This is a genomic window from Cedecea sp. NFIX57 (genome assembly GCF_900177785.1).
GTDB classification, from domain to species: Bacteria; Pseudomonadota; Gammaproteobacteria; order Enterobacterales; family Enterobacteriaceae; genus Cedecea; species Cedecea neteri_C.
Genome location: NZ_FXAS01000001.1, coordinates 1 through 23,869, shown reverse-complemented (window position 1 = coordinate 23,869; position 23,869 = coordinate 1). Strand labels below are relative to the sequence as shown.

The following is a 23,869-nucleotide window of genomic DNA, read 5'->3' as shown; positions in this document are numbered from 1 at the left end:
ACATATAGATATGCTATTTCCTTACTTCCGCATATTTCCTGAGCGGGTATGCTGGACCGGTATCCCAAAATTCAGACAGTTAAGGACGAGCCATGAGCAAAATTTATGAAGACAACTCCCTGACAATCGGCCACACGCCGCTGGTTCGCCTGAACCGTATCGGCAATGGACGCATTCTGGCTAAGGTGGAGTCCCGTAACCCAAGCTTTAGCGTCAAATGCCGTATTGGTGCCAACATGATTTGGGATGCCGAAAAACGCGGCGTGCTGAAACCTGGCGTGGAGTTAGTCGAACCTACCAGTGGCAACACCGGTATCGCTCTGGCCTACGTTGCGGCCGCGCGCGGCTACAAGCTGACGCTGACCATGCCGGAAACCATGAGCATCGAACGCCGTAAGCTGTTAAAAGCGCTGGGTGCAAATCTGGTGCTGACCGAAGGCGCTAAAGGCATGAAAGGCGCTATTCAGAAAGCTGAAGAAATCGTTGCCAGCGACCCGGCCAAATACCTGCTGCTTCAGCAGTTCAGCAACCCGGCAAACCCAGAAATTCACGAAAAAACCACTGGCCCGGAAATCTGGGAAGACACCGACGGTGAAGTGGATGTATTTATCGCCGGCGTCGGTACCGGTGGCACGCTGACGGGTGTCAGCCGCTACATCAAAAACACCAAAGGCAAAACCTCGCTAATTAGCGTAGCGGTGGAACCAACGGATTCTCCGGTGATTACTCAGGCGCTGGCGGGTGAAGAACTGAAGCCTGGTCCGCATAAAATTCAAGGGATCGGGGCCGGTTTTATCCCTGGCAACCTCGACCTTAAGCTTATCGACAAAGTGGTCACTATCAGCAACGACGACGCCATTGCGACCGCCCGCCGCCTGATGGATGAAGAAGGTATTCTCGCGGGTATCTCTTCCGGTGCCGCCGTTGCCGCCGCGCTGAAACTTCAGGAAGACGAAGCCTTTACCAATAAGAATATTGTGGTTATCCTTCCGTCCTCCGGGGAGCGCTATTTGAGTACTGCTTTGTTTGCCGATCTGTTCACTGAGAAAGAACTGCAACAGTAATGCCAGTATTTGATACATGCTTAAAAAAGCACCCGCGAGGGTGCTTTTTTGTGGCCTACATCAAACTTTCACCCTCATCGGCATTGCGCTTACCCCCGCAGGTCTGGTATTTAACCAGCAATTATTTTGATGCGCGAAATTAATCAAGCTGTGAGATGCACCTGCTGAATCGATTTAACGATTTGGTGCCTATCTGCTTTTCACGGCATAATGATGAAGAATCTGTGAAACGCTGTTGGCGTTTTTTTCACGATTCCCATGCATCCGGTGCCTCGTTCCTTTGATGATGGCGCTAACGATACAGGCTAAAGTGTGGCCGCCAGGCTAGACTTTAGTTCCACAACACTAAACCTATAAGTTGGGGAAATACAATGTTCCAGCAAGAAGTAACTATTACCGCTCCGAACGGTCTGCATACCCGCCCTGCTGCTCAGTTTGTTAAAGAAGCTAAAGGCTTCACTTCCGAAATCACTGTGACTTCCAACGGCAAAAGCGCCAGCGCTAAGAGCCTGTTCAAACTGCAAACTCTGGGCCTGACTCAGGGTACTGTAGTGACTCTCTCCGCCGAAGGTGAAGATGAGCAGAAAGCCGTTGAGCATTTAGTAAAACTGATGGCTGAACTCGAGTAAGTTCTGGGTTCTTCGTAAATATCAGTCACAAGTAAGGTAGGGTTATGATTTCAGGCATTTTAGCATCCCCGGGTATCGCTTTTGGCAAAGCACTTTTGCTGATAGAAGATGAAATTGTCATCGACCGGAAGAAAATTTCTGCCGACAAAGTTGAGCAGGAAGTTGAACGTTTCCTCAGCGGGCGCGCCAAAGCATCCGAGCAGTTAGAAGCGATCAAAATTAAAGCTGGCGAGACCTTCGGTGAAGAAAAGGAAGCTATCTTCGAAGGCCACATTATGTTGCTGGAAGACGAAGAGCTCGAGCAGGAAATCATAGCCCTTATCAAAGACAAGCTGGTCACGGCGGACGCCGCGGCGTACGAAGTGATTGAAGGCCAGGCAACGGCTCTGGAAGAGTTGGATGACGAATACCTGAAAGAGCGTGCGGCTGACGTGCGTGACATCGGTAAGCGTCTGCTGCAGAACATTCTCGGCCTGAACATTATCGATTTAAGCGCAATCAAGGATGAAGTTATCCTGGTTGCCAAAGATCTGACGCCGTCTGAAACCGCACAGCTGAACCTGAAAAAGGTGCTGGGTTTCATCACCGACATCGGCGGACGTACCTCCCACACCTCCATCATGGCGCGCTCCCTTGAGCTGCCAGCGATTGTGGGCACCGGTAGCGTCACTTCCGACGTGAAAAACGACGACTATCTGATCCTCGACGCGGTTAACAACAAAGTTTACGTTAACCCAACTAACGAGCAGATCGAAGAGCTGCGTGCCGTTCAACAGCAGGTTGCTTCTGAGAAAGCAGAGCTGGCTAAGCTGAAAGACCTGCCGGCCATCACCCTCGACGGCCACCAGGTCGAAGTGTGTGCCAACATTGGTACCGTGCGTGACATCGATGGTGCTGAGCGTAACGGCGCCGAAGGTGTGGGTCTGTATCGTACCGAATTCCTGTTCATGGACCGTGACTCGCTGCCAACCGAAGAAGAGCAGTTTGCCGCGTACAAAGCCGTGGCTGAAGCCTGTGGCTCTCAGGCAGTTATCGTCCGTACCATGGACATCGGCGGCGACAAAGAGCTGCCGTACATGAACTTCCCTAAAGAAGAGAACCCGTTCCTGGGCTGGCGTGCCATTCGTATCGCCATGGATCGCAAAGAGATCCTGCGTGACCAGGTTCGTGCCATCCTGCGCGCCTCTGCATTTGGCAAGCTGCGCATTATGTTCCCGATGATCATCTCTGTTGAAGAAGTGCGCGCACTGAGAAAAGAGATTGAGATCTTCAAGCAGGAACTGCGTGACGAAGGCAAAGCGTTCGATGAATCTATCGAAATCGGCGTGATGGTCGAAACCCCTGCGGCCGCGACGATTGCTCGTCATCTGGCCAAAGAAGTCGACTTCTTCAGCATCGGCACCAACGATTTAACTCAGTACACCCTGGCAGTTGACCGCGGTAATGATATGATTTCACATCTTTACCAGCCGATGTCACCGTCCGTACTGACTCTGATTAAGCAAGTTATTGATGCTTCTCATGCAGAAGGTAAATGGACCGGTATGTGTGGTGAGCTTGCGGGCGACGAACGTGCTACACTTCTGTTGCTTGGGATGGGCCTGGACGAATTCAGTATGAGCGCCATTTCTATCCCACGCATCAAGAAGATTATTCGTAACACGAACTTCGAAGATGCGAAAGTGTTAGCAGAGCAGGCTCTTGCTCAACCGACAACGGACGAGTTAATGACGCTGGTTAACAAGTTCATTGAAGAAAAAACAATCTGCTAATTCACGAGATGCTGCCCAAATTACTGCTTAGGAGAGAAGGCTAATGGGGTTATTTAGTAAACTGTTCGGTGACAAAAGCAATAGCGACACCGGAACCATTGAGATCGTTGCTCCACTGTCTGGCGAAATCGTTAACATTGAAGACGTGCCGGACGTCGTGTTTGCTGAAAAAATCGTTGGTGATGGGATCGCTATCAAACCAACCGGCAACAAAATGGTTGCTCCGGTTGACGGCACCATCGGTAAAATCTTTGAAACCAACCATGCCTTCTCTATCGAATCCGATAGCGGCATTGAGCTGTTCGTTCACTTTGGTATCGACACCGTTGAGCTGAAAGGCGAAGGCTTCAAGCGCATCGCTGAAGAAGGCCAGCGCGTGAAGAAAGGCGACGTGGTTATTGAGTTCGACCTGCCGCTGCTGGAAGAGAAAGCCAAGTCTACCCTGACCCCGGTTGTTATCTCCAACATGGACGAAATCAAAGAGCTGATCAAACTGACAGGTAGCGTAACCGTGGGCGAAACCCCGGTGATCCGCATCAAAAAGTAAGATTCATGCAGAAAAAAGGCACCTCAGGGTGCCTTTTTTATTGGCTGCGATTCAGCGAGGAAGAATCAGTTCATCTGAGCGCTGCGCCTGAGTCCAGGTCATCACGTCAAACACCCGGTGCGCAGCTTCTCCTGCGGCAACCGCTACTGCCTTGCCCTCCAGCATTCGGCTTACCAGCTCGGCGCAGAACAAATCCCCGGTGCCTTTCAGGTCGGTCACCACGCGCGCATGGCTGGTCACATCAACGTCATCAGCGGTCACCGTCACCACGGAAATCGTCTCCGCGCTATTCCCCGGCGCGCTGGTTATCACCACCCAGCGCAGCGTTTCAGAGAGAAGGCTTCTGGCCGCCATCACCGCCTGTTCCAGCGTATCGCAGGGCATCCCGGTCAGAATATGCAGCTCAAAGAGATTGGGCGTGATCCCCTGCGCATGGGGCAACAGCGCCGTGCGATAAGCTTCAGGAATACCCGCCTTGACGTAAATACCGCTGTCGGTATCCCCCATTACCGGGTCGACAAGAATCAACAGCTCAGGATGGCTGTCGCGCCTCTGACGCAACCACTCCGCCAGCAGATGGATTTGCTCCGCGCTGCCCATATAACCCGTCGTCACGGCCTTCAGTTCACGTAACGCATCCCGTTCTTCTAGCGCTTGCAGATAACCGCTAAACCAGTCAGCCGGGATCACACCGCCATAAAACGTATCGTAGTGTGGCGTGTTGCTGAATAACACCGTTGGAACGGCCATAACCCGCCAGCCATGCTGCTGGATCGCCGGGACCGCGATACTGTTCCCGACGCTGCCGTAAACGACCTGAGATTGTACCGCCACAATATCTGTCTGCAGCGCCCGGCCTGCATCGTGAAACAATACCGACTGTATATCGCTATCCTGACTCATTTTTTCCCCTTGCCCGCCAGACCGCTGAGGCCCGAATTGCTGAGCGGCCATTATAACCAGACCAGGGCTACGCAACCACGATAAGTACGGTCGCTTTATTCCGACAATGACCCACATGTGGCTGCCATCATTCAGATTTATCGAATCAATGGCAAAAGTAATATTTTCTTTCTGTCGTTACATTTTGAAAATGTATCACCTGAATGATGAACGAAAAAATTATTACCGATTAGTGCTGGATGTCTGAAAATTAATAATTTCCACATCAACACTTCGTCAACAATATCTTCATTACCGCTGGATAATATATCTTCACCCCTCTTTTTTAACATTATTGAATTCTGCCAGCCTTACAATTTCACCGGGTCAAATATCATAACCTCACCTATAACAAAAGTTCCCTCCGGAGAATAAACCTCACTCTGCATGAATAAAAGGAAGCGATTATATGAAAGATATATCCAGAAGAAGCTTCATGGCCTTTGCCGCAGGCGGTACCGTCGTATTAGCGGCCGGGCAGGCACATGCCCACGATGACAAAGTAAAATCCTACCCGGCAAGCGTGCGCGATCCTGGCCCTCACGACCCCATCCGGGAAGCCGAAAACCCTGATATCGTCAATCCACCCTCTACCGACAGCGGCACACTGCCAAATCTGCGCTACTCCTTCAGCGATGCCCATGTCAGAAAAGGCACAGGCGGCTGGACAAGGCAGGTGACCAAACGTGAGTTGGGGATTTCAACCACCATCGCCGGGGTGGATATGCGCCTTAATGCCGGAGGCATCCGCGAACTTCACTGGCACAAAGAGGGAGAATGGGCTTATATGACCTACGGCAATGCGCGAGTAACGGCCTTCGACGCAAAGGGAGGCTGGTTTGTGGATGATATCGGCGTCGGTGATTTATGGTATTTCCCGCCGGGCATCCCTCACTCGATTCAAGGTATAGGGCCTGACGGCTGTGAATTTCTTTTGGCCTTCGACGACGGTGGATTTGATGAAGACAGCACGTTCCTGTTATCCGACTGGTTTAAACATATCCCCCCTGAGATATTAGCCAAAAATTTCCAGGTTCCCGTTTCTACATTTTCTAAACTGCCTTCACCTGCCGATGAATATATTTTCGCGGGTACGGTGCCAGGCAGCCTTGCCTCAGACAGTATTAATAGCGCGGCTAAATCAGAAATTAATTTTACCCACCATATGCTGGCGCAGGATCCGATTAAAGCCCCTGGCGGCACGGTCAGAATAACAGACTCATCTAATTTCCCGGTGTCGAAAACGATTGCCGCTGCCCTGGTAGAAATAGAACCCGGCGGACTGAGAGAGCTTCACTGGCATCCAAATAACGACGAATGGCAATACTATCTTGAAGGGGAAGGCAGAATGGGCGTGTTTGCCTCTTCGGGCCAGGCCAGAACCTTTGATTACCGCGCCGGTGATGTCGGCTACGTTCCCTTTGCGATGGGGCATTATATCGAGAATACCGGCACCACGACCCTGCGCTTCCTGGAACTGTTTAAAAGCGACTATTACGCGGATATTTCGCTCAACCAGTGGCTGGCCAGCACGCCGCCTGAGCTGGTGAAACAGCATTTGCAGCTGGATGATACCTTTATGAAGGCGTTGGACCTGCATAAAAATCCGGTTGTGAAGTAAGCCTGCTCTCAGGAAAAGATCGCCTCAGGCGACCTTTTCCTGGCTTACAGTGTCAGATGCCCGCGCCCTGAACGTAGCTCTCTTCCCCGAACACACCGGTAGAAAGATAGCGGTCTCCCCTGTCGCAAATAATAGCGACCACTACGGCCCCCGGGTTAGCTTTGGCTACGCGCAGCGCACCTGCCACCGCCCCGCCGGAGCTCACGCCGCAGAAAATCCCCTCTTCCATCGCCAGGCGACGCATAGTCTGCTCGGCTTCCGTCTGTGCCATGTCGATGACTTCATCCACCAGCGCCGGATTGAAAATCTTCGGCAACCACTCTTCAGGCCAGCGGCGGATCCCCGGAATGCTGCTGCCCTCTTCCGGCTGCAGCCCGACAATTATCACCGGCTTACTTTGCTCGCGCATAAAGCGGCTGACGCCGGTAATCGTGCCCGTCGTGCCCATGCTGGACACAAAATGCGTGATACGCCCTTCGGTCTGTCGCCAGATCTCAGGCCCGGTTGTCGTGTAATGCGCCAGCGGGTTATCCGGGTTATTAAACTGATCGAGGATTTTGCCTTCGCCTCGGTCGGCCATTTGCTGAGCCAGTTCACGCGCGCCTTCCATGCCCTGAGCTTTGCTGACCAGAATCAGCTCCGCGCCGTAAGCCTGCATCGCCGCCTTACGCTCCATACTCATGTTGTCCGGCATCAGCAGCTTAATGCGGTAGCCTTTCAGCGCAGAGATCATCGCCAGCGCAATGCCGGTATTGCCGCTGGTTGCCTCAATCAGCGTATCGCCGGGTTGAATTTCACCTCGCTTTTCCGCCTGAACAATCATCGACAGCGCTGCGCGGTCTTTTACCGAGCCAGCGGGGTTGTTGCCCTCGAGCTTGACCCAAATTTCGCTGCCGTTAGTCAGCCCGCTGCGCTGCAGCCGGACCAGAGGAGTATTGCCAATTGTGCTTTCTAAAGTGATCACTTGCCTGCCCGCAATAAATGAAAAAGCGGCCTCAGTGGGCCGCTAGTGCGTGTCCTGTCGGGGTAAATTATCAGGCGGACTGCGCCAGGTCTACACCCTGAATACGGTTAACCCCTTCGTACAGGCGCGCGTTTTGTAGCCCCACAAACAGGCGCTCGCCGCGCTGTGGAATTTGCTGCTCTTTCAAAACCACCGTCAGCGGTTCGTCATACCAGCCTAGCGGCTGCACAACTAACTGCATGTAATGCCCACGCGGGCTAACTTCCAGCACCTGCACCGGCAGCGGTGAATCAAGGTTCGTGCGGCGGCTAACGTCCACTTCCCACGGACGCAGGAACAAATCAACGTCACCCTGATGGACCGGAGTGAACCCCAGTGGCCAGCGGTGCGCGCCAACGTGAAACTGGCTCCCACGAATCACGCCTTTCAGGCGGTTAACCTCGCCGAGGAACTCCAGCACGAAGCGGGTCGCGGGCTCACGCCAGACCTGCTCAGGCGTATCGACCTGCTCGATATTGCCCTGGCTCATCACCACCACGCGGTCGGCGACTTCCATCGCTTCTTCCTGATCGTGCGTCACAAACACGCTGGTGAACTTTAACTCTTCATGCAGCTCACGCAGCCAGCGGCGCAGCTCTTTACGAACCTGAGCATCAAGCGCCCCAAACGGTTCATCCAGCAGCAGGATTTGCGGCTCCACCGCCAGCGCACGCGCCAGGGCAACGCGCTGCTTCTGGCCGCCGGACAACTGTGCCGGGTAGCGATCGGCCAGATGGGAAAGCTGCACCATCTCCAGCAGTTTCGTCACTTTCTGTTTGATCTCGGCGGCAGAAGGCCGTTCGCGACGCGGCAGCACCGTTAAACCAAAGGCAATATTGTCGAAGACCGACATATGGCGGAACAGCGCATAGTGCTGAAACACAAAACCGACTTTACGGTCGCGGGCATGCATCCGACTCACGTCGGTGCCGTGGAAGCTGATGCGGCCGCTGTTCTGGTGCTCCAGCCCGGCAATAATACGCAGCAGCGTGGTTTTCCCGGAACCGGATGGCCCAAGCAGCGCCACCATCTGACCAGAAGGGATATCCAGCGAGATATCGTTCAGCACCTGGGTGCGTCCAAATGACTTCTTAATATTGGCAATATCAATGCTCATGATTTTCCTCCTGCTTCAGGCGCTTTTCCTGATTATTCAGACGCCACTGCACCGCACTCTTTAAGAACAAGGTCAGAACTGCCATCAGGGTCAACAACGCCGCGGCGGTAAACGAACCGACGGTGTTGTAATCCTGCTGCAGTAACTCAATCTGTAACGGCAGCGAGAATGTCTCGCCGCGAATCGAACCGGACACTACCGACACCGCGCCAAATTCGCCGATGGCGCGGGCGTTGGTCAGCACCACGCCATAAAGCAGCGCCCAGCGAATATTGGGCAGCGTCACGCGGCGGAACATCTGCCAGCCGGAAGCGCCCAGTAAAATCGCAGCTTCATCTTCCTGGCTGCCTTGGCTCAACATCACCGGCACCAGCTCACGCACCACAAACGGACAGGTCACGAAGATAGTCACCAGCACCATGCCCGGCCAGGCAAACATAATCTGCAGGTTGTGGGCATCCAGGAACCCTGCCAGCGGGCCGTTAGAGCCGTAAAACAGCAGATAAACCAGGCCCGCAACGACCGGGGAAACGGCAAACGGAATATCCAGCAGCGTCAGCAACAATTGGCGGCCGGGGAAGTTAAAACGCGTCACCAGCCAGGCCAGCAGCGTGCCTAACACCAGGTTTACCGGCACGGTAATCAGCGCAATCATCACCGTCAGCCAGATGGCGTGCAGCATGTCCGGATCAGCGATATTTTGCAGCGCGGGCATCAGCCCTTTAGAAAAAGCTTCAACAAAAATAGAAGCGACCGGCACCACCAGAATCAGGAAAGAGACCAGCACGCCGATAGCAATCAGCGCCCATTTTCCCCAGTTAATGCGGGAGCGGTTATAGTTTTTCAAAGCAGTGACGTCCGTCATCAGTGACCTACCACGCGTCGACCAAAGCGACTCTGCAACGTATTAATGGTGAACAGCAGCAGCAGCGACGCCGCCAGAATCACTGACGCAATGGCGCTGGCCGCCGGGTAATCAAACTCCTGCAGGCGCACGAAGATCATCAGCGAGGTGACTTCCGTCTTCCAGGCGATGTTTCCGGCAATAAAGATAACCGCACCAAACTCCCCCAGACTGCGGGTGAAGGAAAGCGCTACGCCCGCCATCAGTGCCGGAGAAAGCTCTGGCAGCACTACGCGGCGGAAGCTCTGCCAGCGAGTCGCGCCGAGCGTTTCAGCGGCCTCTTCGTATTCTGGTCCCAGCTCTTCCAGCACGGGCTGAACGGTACGCACCACAAACGGAATGCTGGTAAACGCCATCGCCACCGCGATACCCAGCCAGGTGTAGGTCACCTTAATGCCAAACTGCGCCAGCCACTCGCCGTACCAGCCGTTCACGGAAAACAGCCCGGCGAGGGTTAAACCCGCCACCGCGGTGGGCAGCGCAAAAGGTAAATCCATCAGCGCATCTAGCAGGCTGCGCCCCGGAAACTGGTAACGCGTCAGGATCCACGCCATTAGCAGGCCGAACACGCCGTTAAACACGGAAGCCAGCGCGGCGGAAAGCAGCGTGACTTTATAGGCGGCCACCACCTGCGGGTTAGTAATCACGTCCCAGTACTGGGAGAAGGACATTTGTGCCAGCTGCATCACCAGCGCGCTCAGCGGCAGCAGCAGGATCAGGCACACAAACAGCAGGCTGGTGCCGAGGCTAAGCGTAAACCCCGGCAATACGCGTTTTGAACGACTGGCAAACATCAACTACGCCCCGCCGCTAACAGCTTGTCCAGCTCCCCGCCGGTAGCAAAATGCGTTTTCATCACTTCCGGCCAGTTGCCGAAGGCATCTTCCACACGGAACAGCTCGGTCTGCGGGAATTTATCTTTCTGCTTATCCATCACCTGCGGGTTATTCACGCGGTAGTAGTAATCGGTAATGATGGTCTGCGCCTGTGGGCTATAGAGATAGTTCAGGTAAGCTTTCGCCGCCTTCTCCGTGCCGTTGGCCTTCACATTTTTATCCACCCAGGCAACCGGGAACTCGGCCAGAATGTTGACCTTCGGCACGACGACTTCATAACCGTCTTTGGCGTACTGGTTACGAATGTTATTCACTTCTGACTCGAAAGAAATCAGCACGTCGCCCAGCCCACGCTCAACAAAGGAGGTTGTCGCGCCGCGGCCGCCGGTATCAAACACTTCGACGTTTTTCAGGAATTGCGTCATGAACTGCTCGGTTTTGGCTTTATCGCCACCGTCAGCTTTGTCTGCCGCGCCCCAGGCTGCCAGATAGGTATACCGGGCGTTGCCGGAAGTTTTCGGGTTCGGGAAAATCAGTTTTACGTCCGGGCGCACAAGGTCGCTCCAGTCGTGAATGTTCTTCGGGTTGCCCTTGCGCACCAGGAAAGCCATGGTGGAGTAGAAAGGCGAGCTGTTGTTCCCCAGGCGGCTCTGCCAGTCCGCCGGGATCAGGTTGCCTTTATCGTGCAGGATCTGCACATCGGTCACCTGGTTATAAGTTACAACGTCAGCTTTTAAGCCCTGCAAAATGGCCAGCGCCTGTTTTGATGACCCGGCATGAGATTGTTTTATCGTCAGCTTGTCGCCGTTATTCTCCTGCGCCCACTGTTTTTCAAACGGCGGGTTCAGCGCGGCAAACAGCTCGCGGGACACATCATAAGAGCTATTCAGCAGCTCTGTTGCGTGGGCAGAGCCTGCCAGCAGCAGAGAGACCGCAAGCGCGTTCCATACTTTTTTAACTGACCTGATTGCCATGCTTCGCCCTTATAAATGTGATGAATGCCATAAAGTCATGACAGTCAGTGTATTTATAACGAGCGATAAAGCTGTAACGCTTTTATATACCGTTTGGCGATTTACAAGAAGAAAGGGATATAAGAAAGCGGCGTAGCAAACGCTACGCCGGAGGGGATTACAGGCTCAGTAATTTATCGAGCGACGGCGCGAAGTAGTAGCCGCCGGTGACCGGCTTAGTGAAGCGCAGCATACCGTCACGCTTGCCGTCAGCGTCGCCAAACATGCTCAGCAGCTGCTGTTCAATGTTATGCAAACGCGCACAATAGGCGATGAAATAGAGACCGTGCACACCGCTGGCGGTGCCGTAAGGCAGGCTCTGACGCACAATTTTCAGCCCCTTGCCGTCTTCTTTCAAATCGACCCGGCTCAGGTGAGAAGTGGCTGGCCGCGCGTCGCCGTCGATCTCTTCGTTTTCCTGTTTGGTACGGCCGAAGATCATCTCCTGGTCGTGCACGCTCAGGCGGTTAAGCTGCTTGAGGTTGTGTTCCCAGCGCTGAACCAGCACATAGCTGCCTCCGGCATCCACGCCTTCGTTGATCACCGCCACCTGGCGACGATTCTCTTCGCCCTGCGGGTTTTCGGTCCCGTCAACGAAGCCGCTGAGATCGCGCTCTTCTACCCAGCGGAAACCGTGAATCTCTTCTTCAATTTTCAGCGCATCGCCAAACGCGGCCAGCGCGGCCTGAGCCACGGAGAAGTTCACGTCATGGCGCAGAGAAAGAATGTGGATCATCACATCGTGCTGGGTTGCAGGCGCCAGGCCTTTGCCTAATGGCGTAAAGTTTTTCAGCTCTGCGGCACCTTCGCCTTTGCTGAGATCGCGCCACAGGTCGTGCCCGAAGCCAACGGTCGCCCCCAGCATCGCGTCAGGAAATTGTTCCTGGAAAGCGTTCAACGCTTCAATAAAGGTTTTGCACCCTGCGCTAACCGCGCTGAAGTCGCCCTGCACAGAAGCTTCCAGCCAAACGGCGGCACGACAATGTTCCGGCAGAATGCCGCTTTGAACCCGAGACATGATTCCTCCTGAAAAAATGCCACCCAGGGTGGCATCATAGTTACGTACCACCGGAGGTGGCATTTATCGGGCTATTTTAACCTGATTCATTCGCACCGACTTGCGGCGGCGCAAACCTGGCGCAGATTTTATCGACGCCAGATAATTTTGTTAAGCTTCCATTTCTTCAGCGTATCATCCGACGGCATCAAGCCTTCCGGCCCGTGCCATTCACCTGTAAACAGATAGCTGATGTGCTGGCTGTCAGGCGCCTGACAGATAACAGCTTCCGCATCATCGCCGGTGCCTTTTTCGCAAACCCCAAACGCTTTCTGATAAAGCTCACTGAAAGGCGTACCAATTTTCACGCCGCTGGCGGTTTTGATGTCATCATCCATCACATACACGCGGCTCACGGTGCCTTTTTCGCCATTCACCACCAGCTTCACGTCTTTGTCTTTCATCGCCTCAAAGTAGCGCACGATGGTGCCGTTTTCGGTTTTCATGCCGCTGCGCAGGCGATAATTGTCATTCAATCCCTCGCTCACGGCCTTCTCATCCATCGCGGTGGCAGAGGTCAGTTTCCCCACACCCTGCTCGCTCACCTCAACGGAAGAGCCAAACCAGTTCCACGGATAAGCCGCAGACCAGTTAACAGAAGACAGCGTGGAGCATCCGCTCAGAACCAGCGGCAGGCCTAGCATCATCAGGCGCAGAGATTTCATTGATCATTCCTTTTCAAAAAATGGTAACGGCCTTTGGAGTACGGGGATGTCAAAAAGTGCCGCTTAACTCGTTTTTCAGGGCGAAGTAATCCCGCAGCCGGCGGTTAGCCAGCAGCCACCAAAGCGCGAACAGATCGACAATCAGCAGAACAAGGGTGGTACCGGTCAGCGTTTCATCCCCGGCCAGCAGCGCCAGTTGCCACGCCAGCAGCCCAATCTGAGCCGCAATCAATATCCAGCGAAACGCCCGCCAGAACCGGGGCCAAAGGTGTCGACGCCCGCTAAGCAAAAAGGCCAGCGCAGCCGGAATACCGGGGATCAACCCCAGCCAGAAGTTATCGCGGTCGGGATAAAACAGGCCCAATAGCGCATCGCCCTGCTGACGAGAAGCCCCCGCCAGCACCAGCAAAACCCAGGTGCGGGCCTGTAACAACAACACCGCCCAGAACAGCAGCGGTGCTTTTAAGTTGCCCTGCGAATCATAATCAGCAGGCAAATACATGGCATGAACACATTTGAAAATTAATATTCCTGATCTTCTATCAGCCGTTTGCCGAGCAAAATGGTGTCCTGATGCTCGTAGTCGAGCTTTTCATAGAGGCCGATAACCAGATCGTTCTCTTCGCGCACCATGATGTGGATCTTCGGGCAGCCGCGGGCAATCAGCTTCTTTTCCAGCCGGTTCAGCAAGGCGTTAGCAATGCCACGGCCCCGAAACTCCGGGTGCACGCCCAGGTAATAGGCTGAACCTCGATGGCCGTCATACCCGCCCATCAACGAACCGACTATCTCACCGCCTACCTCAGCGACTAAAAACAGGTCTGCATCGTGATGCAGCTTACGTTCAATGTCCATTTCCGGGTCATTCCATGGGCGCAGTAAATCGCAGCGCTCCCAAAGGGTAATGACCTCTTCGAAATCTTCCTGGCGAAAAACGCGAATTTCCATGGTATTAGCCACCTTAAGCCGTAAAAGGTTGATTATGGCGTTAACCGTCCGTTAAGCCAATAACTGCCGCAAAAGCGCGAAAAAAATGGCATAATCTCCGACCAGTCATGAAATGAAACGAATGGATATACATTTCTGACGCCAGAGTGTCGTTTGCATGAAGCCGATACGTTATAACTTCCCATCTGGACTCCATAAGATAAATAATTCATCCGCATGAGCAAAATTAAATCGCTAACGCAACTTACGACGCGCCGCCAGGTCCTGCTCACGGGTTTGGCAGCGTTGACGCTAACCGGTATGAACAAAGCGCTGGCAAAGGAAGAAGCCAAATCGCTGAAAACCACCAATTCCCACAGTAAAGTGGCCAAAAAATCCGGGGCAAAACGCATTGTTATGCTCGACCCGGGCCACGGTGGGATTGATACCGGCGCCATCGGCCACAACGGGTCGAAAGAAAAACACGTGGTGCTGGCTATTGCCAAAAACGTGCGCAGCATCCTGCGCAGCAACGGGATCGACGCCAGGCTGACACGCACCACGGACGAATTTATTCCGCTGTACGATCGCGTTGAGATAGCCCACCAGCACGGTGCAGATCTGTTTATGTCTATTCACGCGGATGGCTTCACCAGCCCAACCGCCGCAGGTGCTTCCGTATTCGCCCTGTCTAACCGCGGCGCAAGTAGCGCCATGGCGAAATATCTATCAGACAGAGAGAACGCCGCGGATGATGTAGCGGGCAGCAAAGTGAAAGACAAAGATCACTACCTGCAGCAGGTGCTGTTTGATCTGGTGCAGACCGACACGATTAAAAACAGCCTGACGCTCGGCTCGCATATCCTGAAGCAGATAAAGCCGGTGCATAAGCTGCACAGCCGCAACACGGAACAGGCAGCCTTCGTGGTGCTGAAGTCGCCGTCTATTCCGTCCGTGCTGGTTGAAACGTCGTTTATCACCAACCCGGGCGAAGAAAAATTGCTCGGCACCACCGCCTTCCGCCAGAAGATTGCCACCGCCATTGCCTCCGGCGTGATGAGCTATTTCAACTGGTTTGATAACCATAAAGTCCACGGTAAGAAGCGTTAATTTTTATGACTGAGCCCGATATCCACGCCGTAAAACAGTTCCTGCTCTCCCTGCAGGACAAGATATGCCAGCAGCTTTCCACCCTTGATGGCGCTGTCTTCCAGGAAGACAACTGGCAGCGAGAAGGCGGCGGCGGCGGGCGCAGTCGGGTTTTGCGCGGCGGTGCGGTGTTCGAACAGGCTGGCGTTAACTTTTCTCACGTTCACGGCGACGCCATGCCGGCGTCGGCCACGGCCCACCGTCCGGAGCTGGCGGGCAGAAGCTTTCAGGCGATGGGCGTTTCGCTGGTGGTACACCCGAACAACCCTTATGTGCCGACCAGCCACGCCAACGTGCGCTTCTTTATTGCCGAAAAACCGGGGGCCGATCCGGTCTGGTGGTTTGGCGGCGGCTTCGACTTAACGCCTTATTATGGCTTCGAAGAAGATGCGGTGCACTGGCACCGCACGGCTCGCGACCTGTGCCAGCCGTTTGGTGACGACGTCTTCCCTCGTTATAAAAAGTGGTGCGATGACTACTTCTTTATCAAACACCGCAACGAGCAGCGCGGCATCGGCGGGCTGTTCTTCGACGATCTGAATAAGCCAGACTTTGATTACGGCTTCCGCTTTATTCAGGCCGTTGGGCAGGGGTATCTGGACGCCTATCTTCCGATTGTTGAACGCCGCAAAGATACTCCGTTCGGCGAGCGCGAGCGGGACTTCCAGCTCTACCGCCGTGGGCGTTATGTAGAATTTAATCTGGTGTGGGATCGCGGCACGCTGTTTGGCCTGCAAACCGGCGGGCGAACCGAATCGATTTTAATGTCGATGCCGCCGCTGGTGCGCTGGGAGTATGACTACCAGCCAGAAGAAGGCAGCCCGGAGGCTGCCCTGTATCGTGATTTCCTGCCGGTGAAGGAGTGGGTGTAGCTTTAGATTCTTTACCCTAACCCTAACCCTCTCCCTAAAAGGGAGAGGGAACAGATTCCGTACTGTGCTGCCTGTTGTTTTCCCCCTCGCCCCTCCAGGGAGAGGGCCGGGGAGAGGGGGCGTTCAATCACAGCGGTGCGGTTTGCGCCTCCACAACCGCCAGTGCCACCATATTCACAATGCGGCGAACCGAAGCAATCGGCGTCAACACGTGAACCGGCTTCGCCACCCCCATCAGGACTGGCCCTACAGTCACCCCTTCAGAACTCGACACGCGCAGCAGGTTGTAGCTAATACGCGCCGCCTCAACGTTCGGCATGATCAGGATGTTGGCAGAGCCTTTCAGCGGGCTATCCGGCATACGCTCATGGCGAATACTTTCTACCAGCGCGGCATCCCCGTGCATCTCCCCGTCAATTTCCAGGTCAGGCGCACGCTCGCGCACCAGATCCAGCGTTTTGCGCATCTTGCAGGCCGCTTTGCTGTTGGAGGAACCGTAGTTGGAGTGGGACAGCAGCGCAACTTTCGGCTCAATGCCGAAGCGACGCACCGTTTCCGCCGCCAGCAGGGTGATTTCCGTCAGCTCTTCCGGCGTTGGGTCATCGTTCACATAGGTATCCGCGATAAAGGTGTTGCCGCTCGGCAGCAGCAGCGCGTTCATCGCCCCGGCAGCCTTCACGCCTTCACGGTAGCCAAACAGCTTCTCTACCACGTCAAAGTGCTCGTGATATTCGCCAATTGTCCCGCATATCAGCGCATCCGCTTCACCGCGATGCACCATGATCGCCCCGATCACCGTGGTGTTGCTGATCACCGCCCGCTGCGCCTGCTCCTGAGTAATCCCACGGCGCTTCATGATGTTGTAATACTCGTGCCAGTACTCTTTGAAACGCGGATCGGACTCGTTATTCACGATCTCAAAATCTTTGCCCGGCTGAATTTGCAGGCCCAGCTTTTTGATACGCATTTCGATAACGCTTGGGCGACCAATCAGGATAGGCTTCGCCAGCCCCAAAGTGATCAGCTCCTGCGTGGCATGCAGCACGCGGGCCTCTTCCCCTTCACTTAACACCACGCGCTTCGGCTCTTTGCGTGCCTGGGAGAAGATCGGCTTCATAAACAGGTTAGTTTTGTAGACAAACTCTTCCAGCTTCTCGCTGTAAGCATTGAAATCCTGAATCGGGCGCGTGGCCACGCCGGAGTCCATCGCCGCTTTGGCTACCGCAGGGGCAATTTTCACAATCAGGCGTGGGTCAAAAGGTTTAGGAATGATGTATTCCGGGCCGAACGTCAGTTCCTGCTCGCCGTAGGCGGAGGCCACCACGTCGCTTTGTTCAGCGTGAGCCAGCTCGGCTATCGCATGCACCGCAGCCAGCTTCATCTCTTCGTTAATAGCCGTCGCGCCCACGTCCAGCGCGCCACGGAAGATGAACGGGAAGCACAGCACGTTGTTCACCTGGTTCGGATAGTCCGACCGGCCGGTACAGATAATGGCTTCCGGACGCACTTCTTTCGCCAGCGGCGGCAGAATTTCCGGCTCAGGGTTAGCCAGCGCCAGAATCAGCGGCGCTTTGCCCATTTTCTTCACCATCTCCTGGGTTAGTACTTTCGGGCCGGAGCAGCCGAGGAAGATGTCCGCGCCTTCAATCACGTCGTCCAGCGTCCGCTTGCCGCTGTCCTCAACGGCATAGGCAGCTTTGGTTTCGGCCATGTTCTCTTCGCGGCCTTTATAGATAACGCCCTTCGAGTCGCAAACCACGATGTTGTGTTTTTGCATTCCCAGCGCAACCAGCAGGTTCATACAGGCGATTGCCGAAGCCCCTGCGCCGGAAACCACCAGCCGTACATCGGTAATGTTCTTTTCAACTACACGCAGGCCGTTCAGCACTGCAGCGGTACAAATAATCGCGGTGCCGTGCTGGTCGTCATGGAACACCGGAATGTTCATGCGCTCGCGCAGCTTCTGCTCGATATAGAAGCACTCAGGCGCTTTGATATCTTCCAGGTTGATGCCGCCAAAGGTTGGCTCCAGCGCGGCTACCACGTCGATAAGCTTGTCCGGATCCATCTCATCAATTTCGATATCGAAGACGTCGATACCTGCGAATTTTTTAAACAGGACGCCCTTACCTTCCATGACCGGCTTGCCCGCCAGCGCGCCGATATTGCCCAGCCCGAGTACCGCAGTGCCGTTAGAAACCACGCCCACAAGGTTGCCGCGTGCAGTGTATTTGTAGGCGGCAAGCGGGTCCTTTTCAATTTCAAGACAAGGTGCCGCTACGCCCGGCGAATACGCCAGCGCCAGGTCACGCTGGGTAGCAAGGGGTTTGGTCGGAGAAACCTGGATTTTCCCCGGAATTGGAAACTCATGGAAATCGAGGGCACTTTGCTTCAGTTGTTCATCCATTGCATCGTTCCTTTTTGGGTCTTCTTTATTGTTACGTTAGCCGCCTAGTATCACGCGGGCACGTTTCGCAAACTTTGAAGGTAGCCATACTATTAAGATTAGGCGTGATTATTGTTAGCTAACTATAGAACCAATGTTAGCGGCTGCCCCGTCATCGCCCCCATCTGCTATGCTTTTGGGTTATGCAAAGCATTAATTTTCACGGCGAGCGACACGGAACGCTCAGGTAAGACGTTGCTTTTTCAAGGAGATAGTAATGAATCAGTTAGACAGCATTAAACAGTACACCACCGTGGTTGCCGACAGCGGTGATATCGACTCTATTCGCCACTACCAGCCTGAAGACGCCACCACCAACCCTTCACTGTTGTTAAAAGCCGCAGGGCTTGAGCAATATCAGCCGCTGATTGATGACGCCCTGGCCTACGGCAAACAGCGTGGCGGCAACAGGGAGCAAATTGTGGCCGAAGCCAGTGACAAACTGGCAGTCAATGTCGGTGCGGAAATTCTGAAAAGCATTCCGGGTCGCGTGTCCACCGAAGTGGATGCCCGTCTCTCCTACGACAAAGAAAAGAGCATCAGCAAGGCTCGTCGCCTGGTGGAGCTGTACGCCGAGCAGGGGATCGATAAATCGCGCATTCTCATCAAGCTGGCGTCAACCTGGGAAGGCATCCGCGCGGCGGAAGAGCTGCAAAAAGAAGGCATCAACTGCAACCTGACGCTGCTGTTCTCTTTCGCTCAGGCGCGTGCCTGTGCGGAAGCGGGCGTTTTCCTGATCTCCCCGTTCGTGGGCCGCATTTACGACTGGTATCAGGCGCGTAAACCGATGGATCCGTATATCGTTGAAGAAGATCCGGGCGTGAAATCCGTGCGCAATATCTACGACTACTTCAAGCAACATAACTATGAAACCATCGTGATGGGTGCCAGCTTCCGTCGTAAGGAACAAATCCTCGCCCTGGCGGGCTGTGACCGACTGACCATCGCCCCAAATCTGCTGCAACAGCTGCAGGACAGCGAAGAAGAGGTTGTCCGTAAACTGATTCCTTTCTCACAGGGCTTCCGCCGCCCGGCCCCAATGAGCGAAGCGGAATTCCGTTGGGAACATAGCCAGGATGCTATGGCCGTGGAAAAACTGGCCGAAGGGATCCGCCTGTTCGCCATAGATCAACGCAAACTGGAAGACCTGCTCGCCGCCAAACTTTAACAAGACCTGGAGTGAAACATGTCATCACGTAAAGAGCTTGCCAACGCCATTCGCGCCCTCAGTATGGATGCGGTCCAGAAAGCCAACTCCGGCCACCCCGGAGCGCCCATGGGCATGGCCGATATCGCCGAGGTGCTGTGGAATGATTTCCTCAGCCATAACCCGTCTAACCCGCACTGGGCCAACCGCGACCGCTTCGTGCTGTCGAACGGCCATGCGTCGATGCTGCTTTACAGCCTGCTGCACCTGAGCGGCTATGACCTGCCGCTGGAGGAGTTGAAAAACTTCCGCCAGCTTCACTCCAAAACGCCCGGTCACCCGGAAGTGGGCTATACCCCCGGCGTGGAAACCACCACCGGCCCGCTGGGCCAGGGGTTAGCCAACGCCGTGGGGATGGCGATTGCCGAGCGCACGCTGGCCGCGCAGTTTAACCAGCCGGGCCATGACATCGTTGACCACTACACCTATGTGTTCATGGGCGACGGCTGCCTGATGGAGGGGATTTCCCATGAAGTCTCTTCCCTGGCCGGTACGCTGGGCCTGGGCAAACTAATTGGCTTCTATGATCACAACGGGATTTCCATCGACGGGGAAACCGACGGCTGGTTTACCGACAACACGGCCAAACGCTTCGAGGCCTATCACTGGCACGTGATCCATGAGATTGACGGCCACGACCCGGCGGCGCTGAAAAAAGCCATTAAAGAAGCCCAGAGCGTGAAGGACAAACCGTCCCTCATTATCTGCCGCACCGTGATTGGCTTTGGTTCGCCAAACAAAGCGGGCAAAGAAGAGGCTCACGGCGCGCCGCTCGGTGAAGAAGAAGTCGCCCTGGCCCGCAAGCAGCTTGGCTGGAAATACCCGCCGTTTGAGATCCCAAAAGAGGTTTATCACGCCTGGGATGCCAAAGAGGCTGGCGAAAAAGCAGAAGCCGCCTGGAAAGAGAAATTTGCCGCTTACGCAAAGGCACACCCTACCCTCAGCGCCGAATTTAAACGCCGTACCGAAGGTAAGCTGCCGGATAACTGGCAGAAAACGGCCCAAAGCTACATTGAACAACTGCAGGCGAACCCGGACAAAATCGCGACCCGCAAGGCTTCGCAAAATACTCTTAACGCCTTCGGCCCGTCGCTGCCGGAACTGTTGGGCGGCTCCGCCGACCTGGCCCCAAGCAACCTGACCATCTGGAAAGGTTCGAAGTCGATTAAAGAGGACACCGCCGGGAATTATATCCACTACGGCGTACGTGAATTCGGCATGACCGCCATTGCCAACGGTATCGCGCTGCACGGCGGCTTTATCCCTTACACCGCCACCTTCCTGATGTTTGTGGAGTACGCCCGTAATGCGGCGCGTATGGCGGCGCTGATGAAAGCGCGGCAGATCATGGTTTATACCCATGACTCCATCGGCCTTGGGGAAGATGGTCCGACGCACCAGGCCGTGGAGCAATTAGCCAGCCTGCGCCTGACGCCAAACTTCAGCACATGGCGCCCTTGCGATCAGGTTGAGGCCGCAGTGGCCTGGAAATCCGCGCTTGAGCGCCAGACTGGCCCAACTGCGCTGATCCTGTCTCGCCAGAACCTGGCACAGATGGATCGTACGCCTGAGCAACTGAAAGCCATCAGCCGCGGCGGATATATTCTGAAGGACAGCGACGGCAAGCCGGATCTCATCCTGATTGCCACAGGCTCTGAGATCGAAATTACCGTCGAAGCCGCGGCAGCATTGAGCAAAGAAGGGCATAAAGTGCGCGTCGTGTCGATGCCATCCACCGACGTTTTCGATTCTCAGGATGAGGCGTATCAGGAATCCGTTCTGCCTTATGCCGTCCGTGCCCGCGTTGCGGTAGAGGCGGGTATTGCCGATTACTGGTACAAATACGTCGGTCTTAAAGGCGGGATTGTAGGTATGACAACCTTCGGCGAATCCGCCCCTGCAGGGAAGCTGTTCCCGTTCTTTGGCTTTACGGTAGAAAACATCGTAGCCACGGCGAAAAAATCACTCGGCAAGAAATAGCCCTACTCTGCCAACCCTCTCCTTCCGGGAGAGGGTTTTCTTTTTTCAATGAGCCAACCTATTTGGTGACCCACAGCGTCGGCCAGCCGCCCGCTTTATGCCAGCCATCACAGGCGGGCTCTTCCGCATAGCGAACCAGTCGAAAACGCTGCCCATCAAAGCGCCAGCGCGTGGCCACCCCGCAATCGCCGGGCCCGCGCCCTTTCGCCAAAGTCGTTAGCTCTTTGCTGTGCACATCAAATCCAGCATTCATCAGTTCCAGTTCGGTGCTACCGCTGTCCGGCATAAAGGGTAACCGCAGGTGAATCGTCCTGGCGACAAACGGCTTTTGCCGGGAGATGACCCAGGCCAGAGACACCACGTTATAGGCGCCTGCTTCACAGCTGGTCAGCATCAGCGCTTTGTCGTCGGTCAGAGGGAAAACGCGCACTTCCCGGCGCTGTGGATCGAGTGAACACTGGCTGTTATTCATTCGCCATGTGCCGTAATCCAGCAGATCGTTCAGTTCGTCGTGTGAAAGCGGCGTTGATGTGGCCGTTGCTGCAGCCACTTCTTTCAGCGGCGGAGCCGGAGGCACGCTGAGCGGAGGCCCGTCACCTTTTTTAATCCACGCGGTTTCACTGCCAATACGCTTTTGCTGGCTGTCGATAAACAGCAGCGCCGCTTTCAGCCCGCTGAGTGAGATAATGCCCATCCCATCGGCAAGCGTGATTTTGTCGCCGTTCACAACAGCGTTTAACAGAGCGTTAATCGCCTCCGGATTATTGGTCATCAAATGGTGAGGTGACACTTTCCATTCGTTAGGCTGGATAACAAGAGGCGCGTCGTCGAGCCGCAGCCGCGGTGCTACAGGCGGAACTTTGACGTCCACACTCTCCATATTCCCAAGGTCGATACGCAAACTGCTATCAATGCGAGCCCCGGCCCCCCGGGTAATCGTCATCACCAGCCCCTGATGCGCCCCGGTATTACGGGTGCTGCAAAAGTTCTGGTTATTGCAGGTCACCTGCCAGTCGGAAAACTGCTTTTGTGCCGGCGCGGCACGTGCAGCATTAGCCGCCAGCAGTGCAAGCATGAGTAAGGAGGATATCCGATAGAACATTGAAGGCTGCCCTAAGATGCAAAGCGTGAAAAACGTACGATGGTGCGACGTATATTCGGCCTACGAGACAGCCTGCTCAATCGGATTTGTCGGATAGCTTTATCGCAATATTAAAAATTGCAATGGTATGATTTTATGGAGCTTTACCCCATGATATTGCGCAACTGCAGCTGTTGCAGCAGTATCACGGTCTTACCGTCGCGAATTTCACCGTTCTTGACCATCACCATCGCCTGGCTAAACGGGATTTCCAGCACGTCGATATCTTCATCTTCCACGCCGCCGCCAGCCCCCTCTCGCTGAGAGTCACTGTATTCCGCCAGATAGAAATAGACGATTTCGGTCACGCCGCCGGGAGACATGTACAGCTCAAAGACTTTCTCAACTTCACCCACCTGAAAGCCCGTTTCTTCCATGGCCTCTTTGCGCGCGCAGACTTCCGGCTCATCGGCATCCAACAGCCCGGCGCAGGCTTCTATCAGCATGCCGTCTTCATTCCCGTTAACCCAGGTCGCGACGCGGAACTGGCGTGTTAGCACCACGCTTTTCTTTTCGCGGTTATAAAGCAGAATGGTCGCCCCGTTGCCCCGATCATAAACCTCGCGCTTATGGCGCACGCTTTCAGCCCCGTTACGAGACAGGTCATAAGTAATATTGCGCAGGATGAAGTAGTTATCAGACAGGACTTTATCTTTGATGACTTCAATACGTAACGACATACGGTCTCCACGAGGCGGTAAGGGAGCCGATAATCATATGATGTTCTGTGAGCGTTGTCGCGCGGCGTTAGGTGTGTTTTTAGTGGGGTGATTTTCTTTATGTTAACCAGGGGTGGTTCCGTTCACTTATCGCTCCCCCCCTCACCCCGGCCCTCTCCCCAAAGGGAGAGCAGCTGTGTTTAAAGTCAAGGGTGGCGCTATGTCGTCACCCATTCTTTATTATCCCGAAGCATTGCATTCAGGATGGTCACCAGCTTTCTGATACAGGCCGTTATGGCCACTTTGAACGCCTTTCCC

Annotated in this window: 22 protein-coding genes; 9 read left to right on the top strand and 13 right to left on the bottom strand. The window is 54.7% G+C overall.

Going from position 1 to position 23,869, the window contains the following annotated elements; translation table 11 throughout:
• Positions 1-92 precede the first annotated feature (92 nt).
• The 4 genes from cysK to crr all read left to right on the top strand — a co-directional run bounded on the left by cysK (position 93) and on the right by crr (position 4,012).
• Complete coding sequence (cysK, locus tag B9Y90_RS00110) at positions 93-1,064, top strand: cysteine synthase A (RefSeq protein WP_008459590.1); 972 nt, start codon at positions 93-95, stop codon at positions 1,062-1,064.
• Positions 1,065-1,435: 371 nt separating this feature from the next.
• Entirely contained in the window at positions 1,436-1,693 is a 258-nt protein-coding gene (gene ptsH / locus B9Y90_RS00105) for a phosphocarrier protein Hpr (protein ID WP_002913505.1), read from the top strand.
• A 44-nt stretch (positions 1,694-1,737) separates the two neighbouring features.
• The gene (gene ptsI / locus B9Y90_RS00100; protein ID WP_039295793.1) at positions 1,738-3,465 is read left to right on the top strand and encodes a phosphoenolpyruvate-protein phosphotransferase PtsI; all 1,728 of its coding nucleotides are present in this window, start codon (positions 1,738-1,740) and stop codon (positions 3,463-3,465) included.
• Positions 3,466-3,508: 43 nt separating this feature from the next.
• Complete coding sequence (gene crr / locus B9Y90_RS00095; protein WP_016537566.1) at positions 3,509-4,012, top strand: PTS glucose transporter subunit IIA; 504 nt, start codon at positions 3,509-3,511, stop codon at positions 4,010-4,012.
• Positions 4,013-4,063: 51 nt separating this feature from the next.
• Here the strand turns inward: crr and pdxK are convergent, their stop codons facing one another.
• Entirely contained in the window at positions 4,064-4,915 is an 852-nt protein-coding gene (gene pdxK / locus B9Y90_RS00090; protein ID WP_085539839.1) for a pyridoxine/pyridoxal/pyridoxamine kinase, read from the bottom strand.
• A gap of 448 nt (positions 4,916-5,363) precedes the next feature.
• On the opposite strand from pdxK, the gene B9Y90_RS00085 reads away from it, so the two are divergent.
• Positions 5,364-6,575 (top strand): oxalate decarboxylase family bicupin, encoded by a 1,212-nt coding sequence (locus B9Y90_RS00085; protein ID WP_085539838.1) that lies wholly within the window; start codon positions 5,364-5,366, stop codon positions 6,573-6,575.
• 52 nt (positions 6,576-6,627) lie between these two features.
• Here the strand turns inward: B9Y90_RS00085 and cysM are convergent, their stop codons facing one another.
• The 9 genes from cysM to B9Y90_RS00040 all read right to left on the bottom strand — a co-directional run bounded on the left by cysM (position 6,628) and on the right by B9Y90_RS00040 (position 14,118).
• On the bottom strand, positions 6,628-7,539 hold the full coding sequence (gene cysM, locus B9Y90_RS00080; protein WP_085539837.1) for a cysteine synthase CysM: 912 nt from the start codon (positions 7,537-7,539) through the stop codon (positions 6,628-6,630).
• Positions 7,540-7,609: 70 nt separating this feature from the next.
• Positions 7,610-8,695 (bottom strand): sulfate/thiosulfate ABC transporter ATP-binding protein CysA, encoded by a 1,086-nt coding sequence (gene cysA / locus B9Y90_RS00075; RefSeq protein ID WP_039295808.1) that lies wholly within the window; start codon positions 8,693-8,695, stop codon positions 7,610-7,612.
• Positions 8,685-9,560 carry a sulfate/thiosulfate ABC transporter permease CysW gene (cysW, locus tag B9Y90_RS00070; protein WP_085539836.1) on the bottom strand — a complete coding sequence of 292 codons (876 nt, stop codon included), beginning with the start codon at positions 9,558-9,560 and terminating at the stop codon, positions 8,685-8,687. The genes cysA and cysW overlap by 11 nt, the downstream gene beginning before the upstream one ends.
• Positions 9,560-10,393, bottom strand: a complete 834-nt coding sequence (gene cysT, locus B9Y90_RS00065) for a sulfate/thiosulfate ABC transporter permease CysT (RefSeq protein WP_008459572.1) — start codon at positions 10,391-10,393, stop codon at positions 9,560-9,562. Before cysT ends, cysW begins: the two co-directional genes overlap by 1 nt.
• A complete protein-coding gene (locus tag B9Y90_RS00060; protein ID WP_085539835.1) occupies positions 10,393-11,409 on the bottom strand; it encodes a sulfate ABC transporter substrate-binding protein in 1,017 nt (338 codons plus the stop codon). The genes cysT and B9Y90_RS00060 overlap by 1 nt, the downstream gene beginning before the upstream one ends.
• Before the next feature lie 157 nt (positions 11,410-11,566).
• The gene (locus B9Y90_RS00055; protein WP_085539834.1) at positions 11,567-12,466 is read right to left on the bottom strand and encodes a Dyp-type peroxidase; all 900 of its coding nucleotides are present in this window, start codon (positions 12,464-12,466) and stop codon (positions 11,567-11,569) included.
• 128 nt (positions 12,467-12,594) lie between these two features.
• Positions 12,595-13,170 carry an RpoE-regulated lipoprotein gene (locus B9Y90_RS00050; protein WP_085539833.1) on the bottom strand — a complete coding sequence of 192 codons (576 nt, stop codon included), beginning with the start codon at positions 13,168-13,170 and terminating at the stop codon, positions 12,595-12,597.
• A 49-nt stretch (positions 13,171-13,219) separates the two neighbouring features.
• Positions 13,220-13,672: a DUF2919 domain-containing protein gene (locus B9Y90_RS00045; RefSeq protein ID WP_085539832.1), complete on the bottom strand. Its 453-nt coding sequence runs from the start codon at positions 13,670-13,672 to the stop codon at positions 13,220-13,222.
• Between the two features lie 20 nt (positions 13,673-13,692).
• Positions 13,693-14,118: a GNAT family acetyltransferase gene (locus B9Y90_RS00040; protein WP_008459564.1), complete on the bottom strand. Its 426-nt coding sequence runs from the start codon at positions 14,116-14,118 to the stop codon at positions 13,693-13,695.
• Positions 14,119-14,334: 216 nt separating this feature from the next.
• On the opposite strand from B9Y90_RS00040, the gene amiA reads away from it, so the two are divergent.
• A complete protein-coding gene (amiA, locus tag B9Y90_RS00035; RefSeq protein ID WP_039295821.1) occupies positions 14,335-15,207 on the top strand; it encodes an N-acetylmuramoyl-L-alanine amidase AmiA in 873 nt (290 codons plus the stop codon).
• A 5-nt stretch (positions 15,208-15,212) separates the two neighbouring features.
• Positions 15,213-16,118: an oxygen-dependent coproporphyrinogen oxidase gene (hemF, locus tag B9Y90_RS00030; protein WP_085539831.1), complete on the top strand. Its 906-nt coding sequence runs from the start codon at positions 15,213-15,215 to the stop codon at positions 16,116-16,118.
• A gap of 127 nt (positions 16,119-16,245) precedes the next feature.
• Here hemF and maeB read toward each other — a convergent pair whose 3' ends face one another.
• Positions 16,246-18,525, bottom strand: a complete 2,280-nt coding sequence (maeB, locus tag B9Y90_RS00025) for an NADP-dependent oxaloacetate-decarboxylating malate dehydrogenase (RefSeq protein ID WP_008459558.1) — start codon at positions 18,523-18,525, stop codon at positions 16,246-16,248.
• Between the two features lie 256 nt (positions 18,526-18,781).
• On the opposite strand from maeB, the gene tal reads away from it, so the two are divergent.
• Complete coding sequence (gene tal / locus B9Y90_RS00020; RefSeq protein WP_039295828.1) at positions 18,782-19,732, top strand: transaldolase; 951 nt, start codon at positions 18,782-18,784, stop codon at positions 19,730-19,732.
• 18 nt (positions 19,733-19,750) lie between these two features.
• Positions 19,751-21,751 carry a transketolase gene (gene tkt / locus B9Y90_RS00015; RefSeq protein ID WP_085539830.1) on the top strand — a complete coding sequence of 667 codons (2,001 nt, stop codon included), beginning with the start codon at positions 19,751-19,753 and terminating at the stop codon, positions 21,749-21,751.
• 58 nt (positions 21,752-21,809) lie between these two features.
• On the opposite strand, the gene B9Y90_RS00010 is transcribed toward tkt, so the two are convergent.
• The gene (locus tag B9Y90_RS00010) at positions 21,810-22,853 is read right to left on the bottom strand and encodes a DUF1176 domain-containing protein (protein WP_085539829.1); all 1,044 of its coding nucleotides are present in this window, start codon (positions 22,851-22,853) and stop codon (positions 21,810-21,812) included.
• Positions 22,854-22,996: 143 nt separating this feature from the next.
• Complete coding sequence (nudK, locus tag B9Y90_RS00005) at positions 22,997-23,572, bottom strand: GDP-mannose pyrophosphatase NudK (protein ID WP_085539828.1); 576 nt, start codon at positions 23,570-23,572, stop codon at positions 22,997-22,999.
• Positions 23,573-23,869 lie beyond the last annotated feature (297 nt).

Excerpts from the sequence above, each read along its gene's own strand:
- B9Y90_RS00060 (WP_085539835.1), bottom strand. The coding sequence starts at position 11,409 with ATGGCAATCAGGTCAGTTAAAAAAGTATGGAACGCGCTTGCGGTCTCT.
- hemF (WP_085539831.1), top strand. The coding sequence starts at position 15,213 with ATGACTGAGCCCGATATCCACGCCGTAAAACAGTTCCTGCTCTCCCTG.
- B9Y90_RS00085 (WP_085539838.1), top strand. The coding sequence starts at position 5,364 with ATGAAAGATATATCCAGAAGAAGCTTCATGGCCTTTGCCGCAGGCGGT.
- cysW (WP_085539836.1), bottom strand. The coding sequence starts at position 9,560 with ATGACGGACGTCACTGCTTTGAAAAACTATAACCGCTCCCGCATTAAC.
- nudK (WP_085539828.1), bottom strand. The coding sequence starts at position 23,572 with ATGTCGTTACGTATTGAAGTCATCAAAGATAAAGTCCTGTCTGATAAC.
- pdxK (WP_085539839.1), bottom strand. The coding sequence starts at position 4,915 with ATGAGTCAGGATAGCGATATACAGTCGGTATTGTTTCACGATGCAGGC.
- cysK (WP_008459590.1), top strand. The coding sequence starts at position 93 with ATGAGCAAAATTTATGAAGACAACTCCCTGACAATCGGCCACACGCCG.
- ptsI (WP_039295793.1), top strand. The coding sequence starts at position 1,738 with ATGATTTCAGGCATTTTAGCATCCCCGGGTATCGCTTTTGGCAAAGCA.
- cysA (WP_039295808.1), bottom strand. The coding sequence starts at position 8,695 with ATGAGCATTGATATTGCCAATATTAAGAAGTCATTTGGACGCACCCAG.
- B9Y90_RS00050 (WP_085539833.1), bottom strand. The coding sequence starts at position 13,170 with ATGAAATCTCTGCGCCTGATGATGCTAGGCCTGCCGCTGGTTCTGAGC.
- B9Y90_RS00045 (WP_085539832.1), bottom strand. The coding sequence starts at position 13,672 with ATGTATTTGCCTGCTGATTATGATTCGCAGGGCAACTTAAAAGCACCG.
- maeB (WP_008459558.1), bottom strand. The coding sequence starts at position 18,525 with ATGGATGAACAACTGAAGCAAAGTGCCCTCGATTTCCATGAGTTTCCA.
- B9Y90_RS00010 (WP_085539829.1), bottom strand. The coding sequence starts at position 22,853 with ATGTTCTATCGGATATCCTCCTTACTCATGCTTGCACTGCTGGCGGCT.
- tal (WP_039295828.1), top strand. The coding sequence starts at position 18,782 with ATGAATCAGTTAGACAGCATTAAACAGTACACCACCGTGGTTGCCGAC.
- crr (WP_016537566.1), top strand. The coding sequence starts at position 3,509 with ATGGGGTTATTTAGTAAACTGTTCGGTGACAAAAGCAATAGCGACACC.
- tkt (WP_085539830.1), top strand. The coding sequence starts at position 19,751 with ATGTCATCACGTAAAGAGCTTGCCAACGCCATTCGCGCCCTCAGTATG.
- cysT (WP_008459572.1), bottom strand. The coding sequence starts at position 10,393 with ATGTTTGCCAGTCGTTCAAAACGCGTATTGCCGGGGTTTACGCTTAGC.
- B9Y90_RS00040 (WP_008459564.1), bottom strand. The coding sequence starts at position 14,118 with ATGGAAATTCGCGTTTTTCGCCAGGAAGATTTCGAAGAGGTCATTACC.
- ptsH (WP_002913505.1), top strand. The coding sequence starts at position 1,436 with ATGTTCCAGCAAGAAGTAACTATTACCGCTCCGAACGGTCTGCATACC.
- B9Y90_RS00055 (WP_085539834.1), bottom strand. The coding sequence starts at position 12,466 with ATGTCTCGGGTTCAAAGCGGCATTCTGCCGGAACATTGTCGTGCCGCC.
- amiA (WP_039295821.1), top strand. The coding sequence starts at position 14,335 with ATGAGCAAAATTAAATCGCTAACGCAACTTACGACGCGCCGCCAGGTC.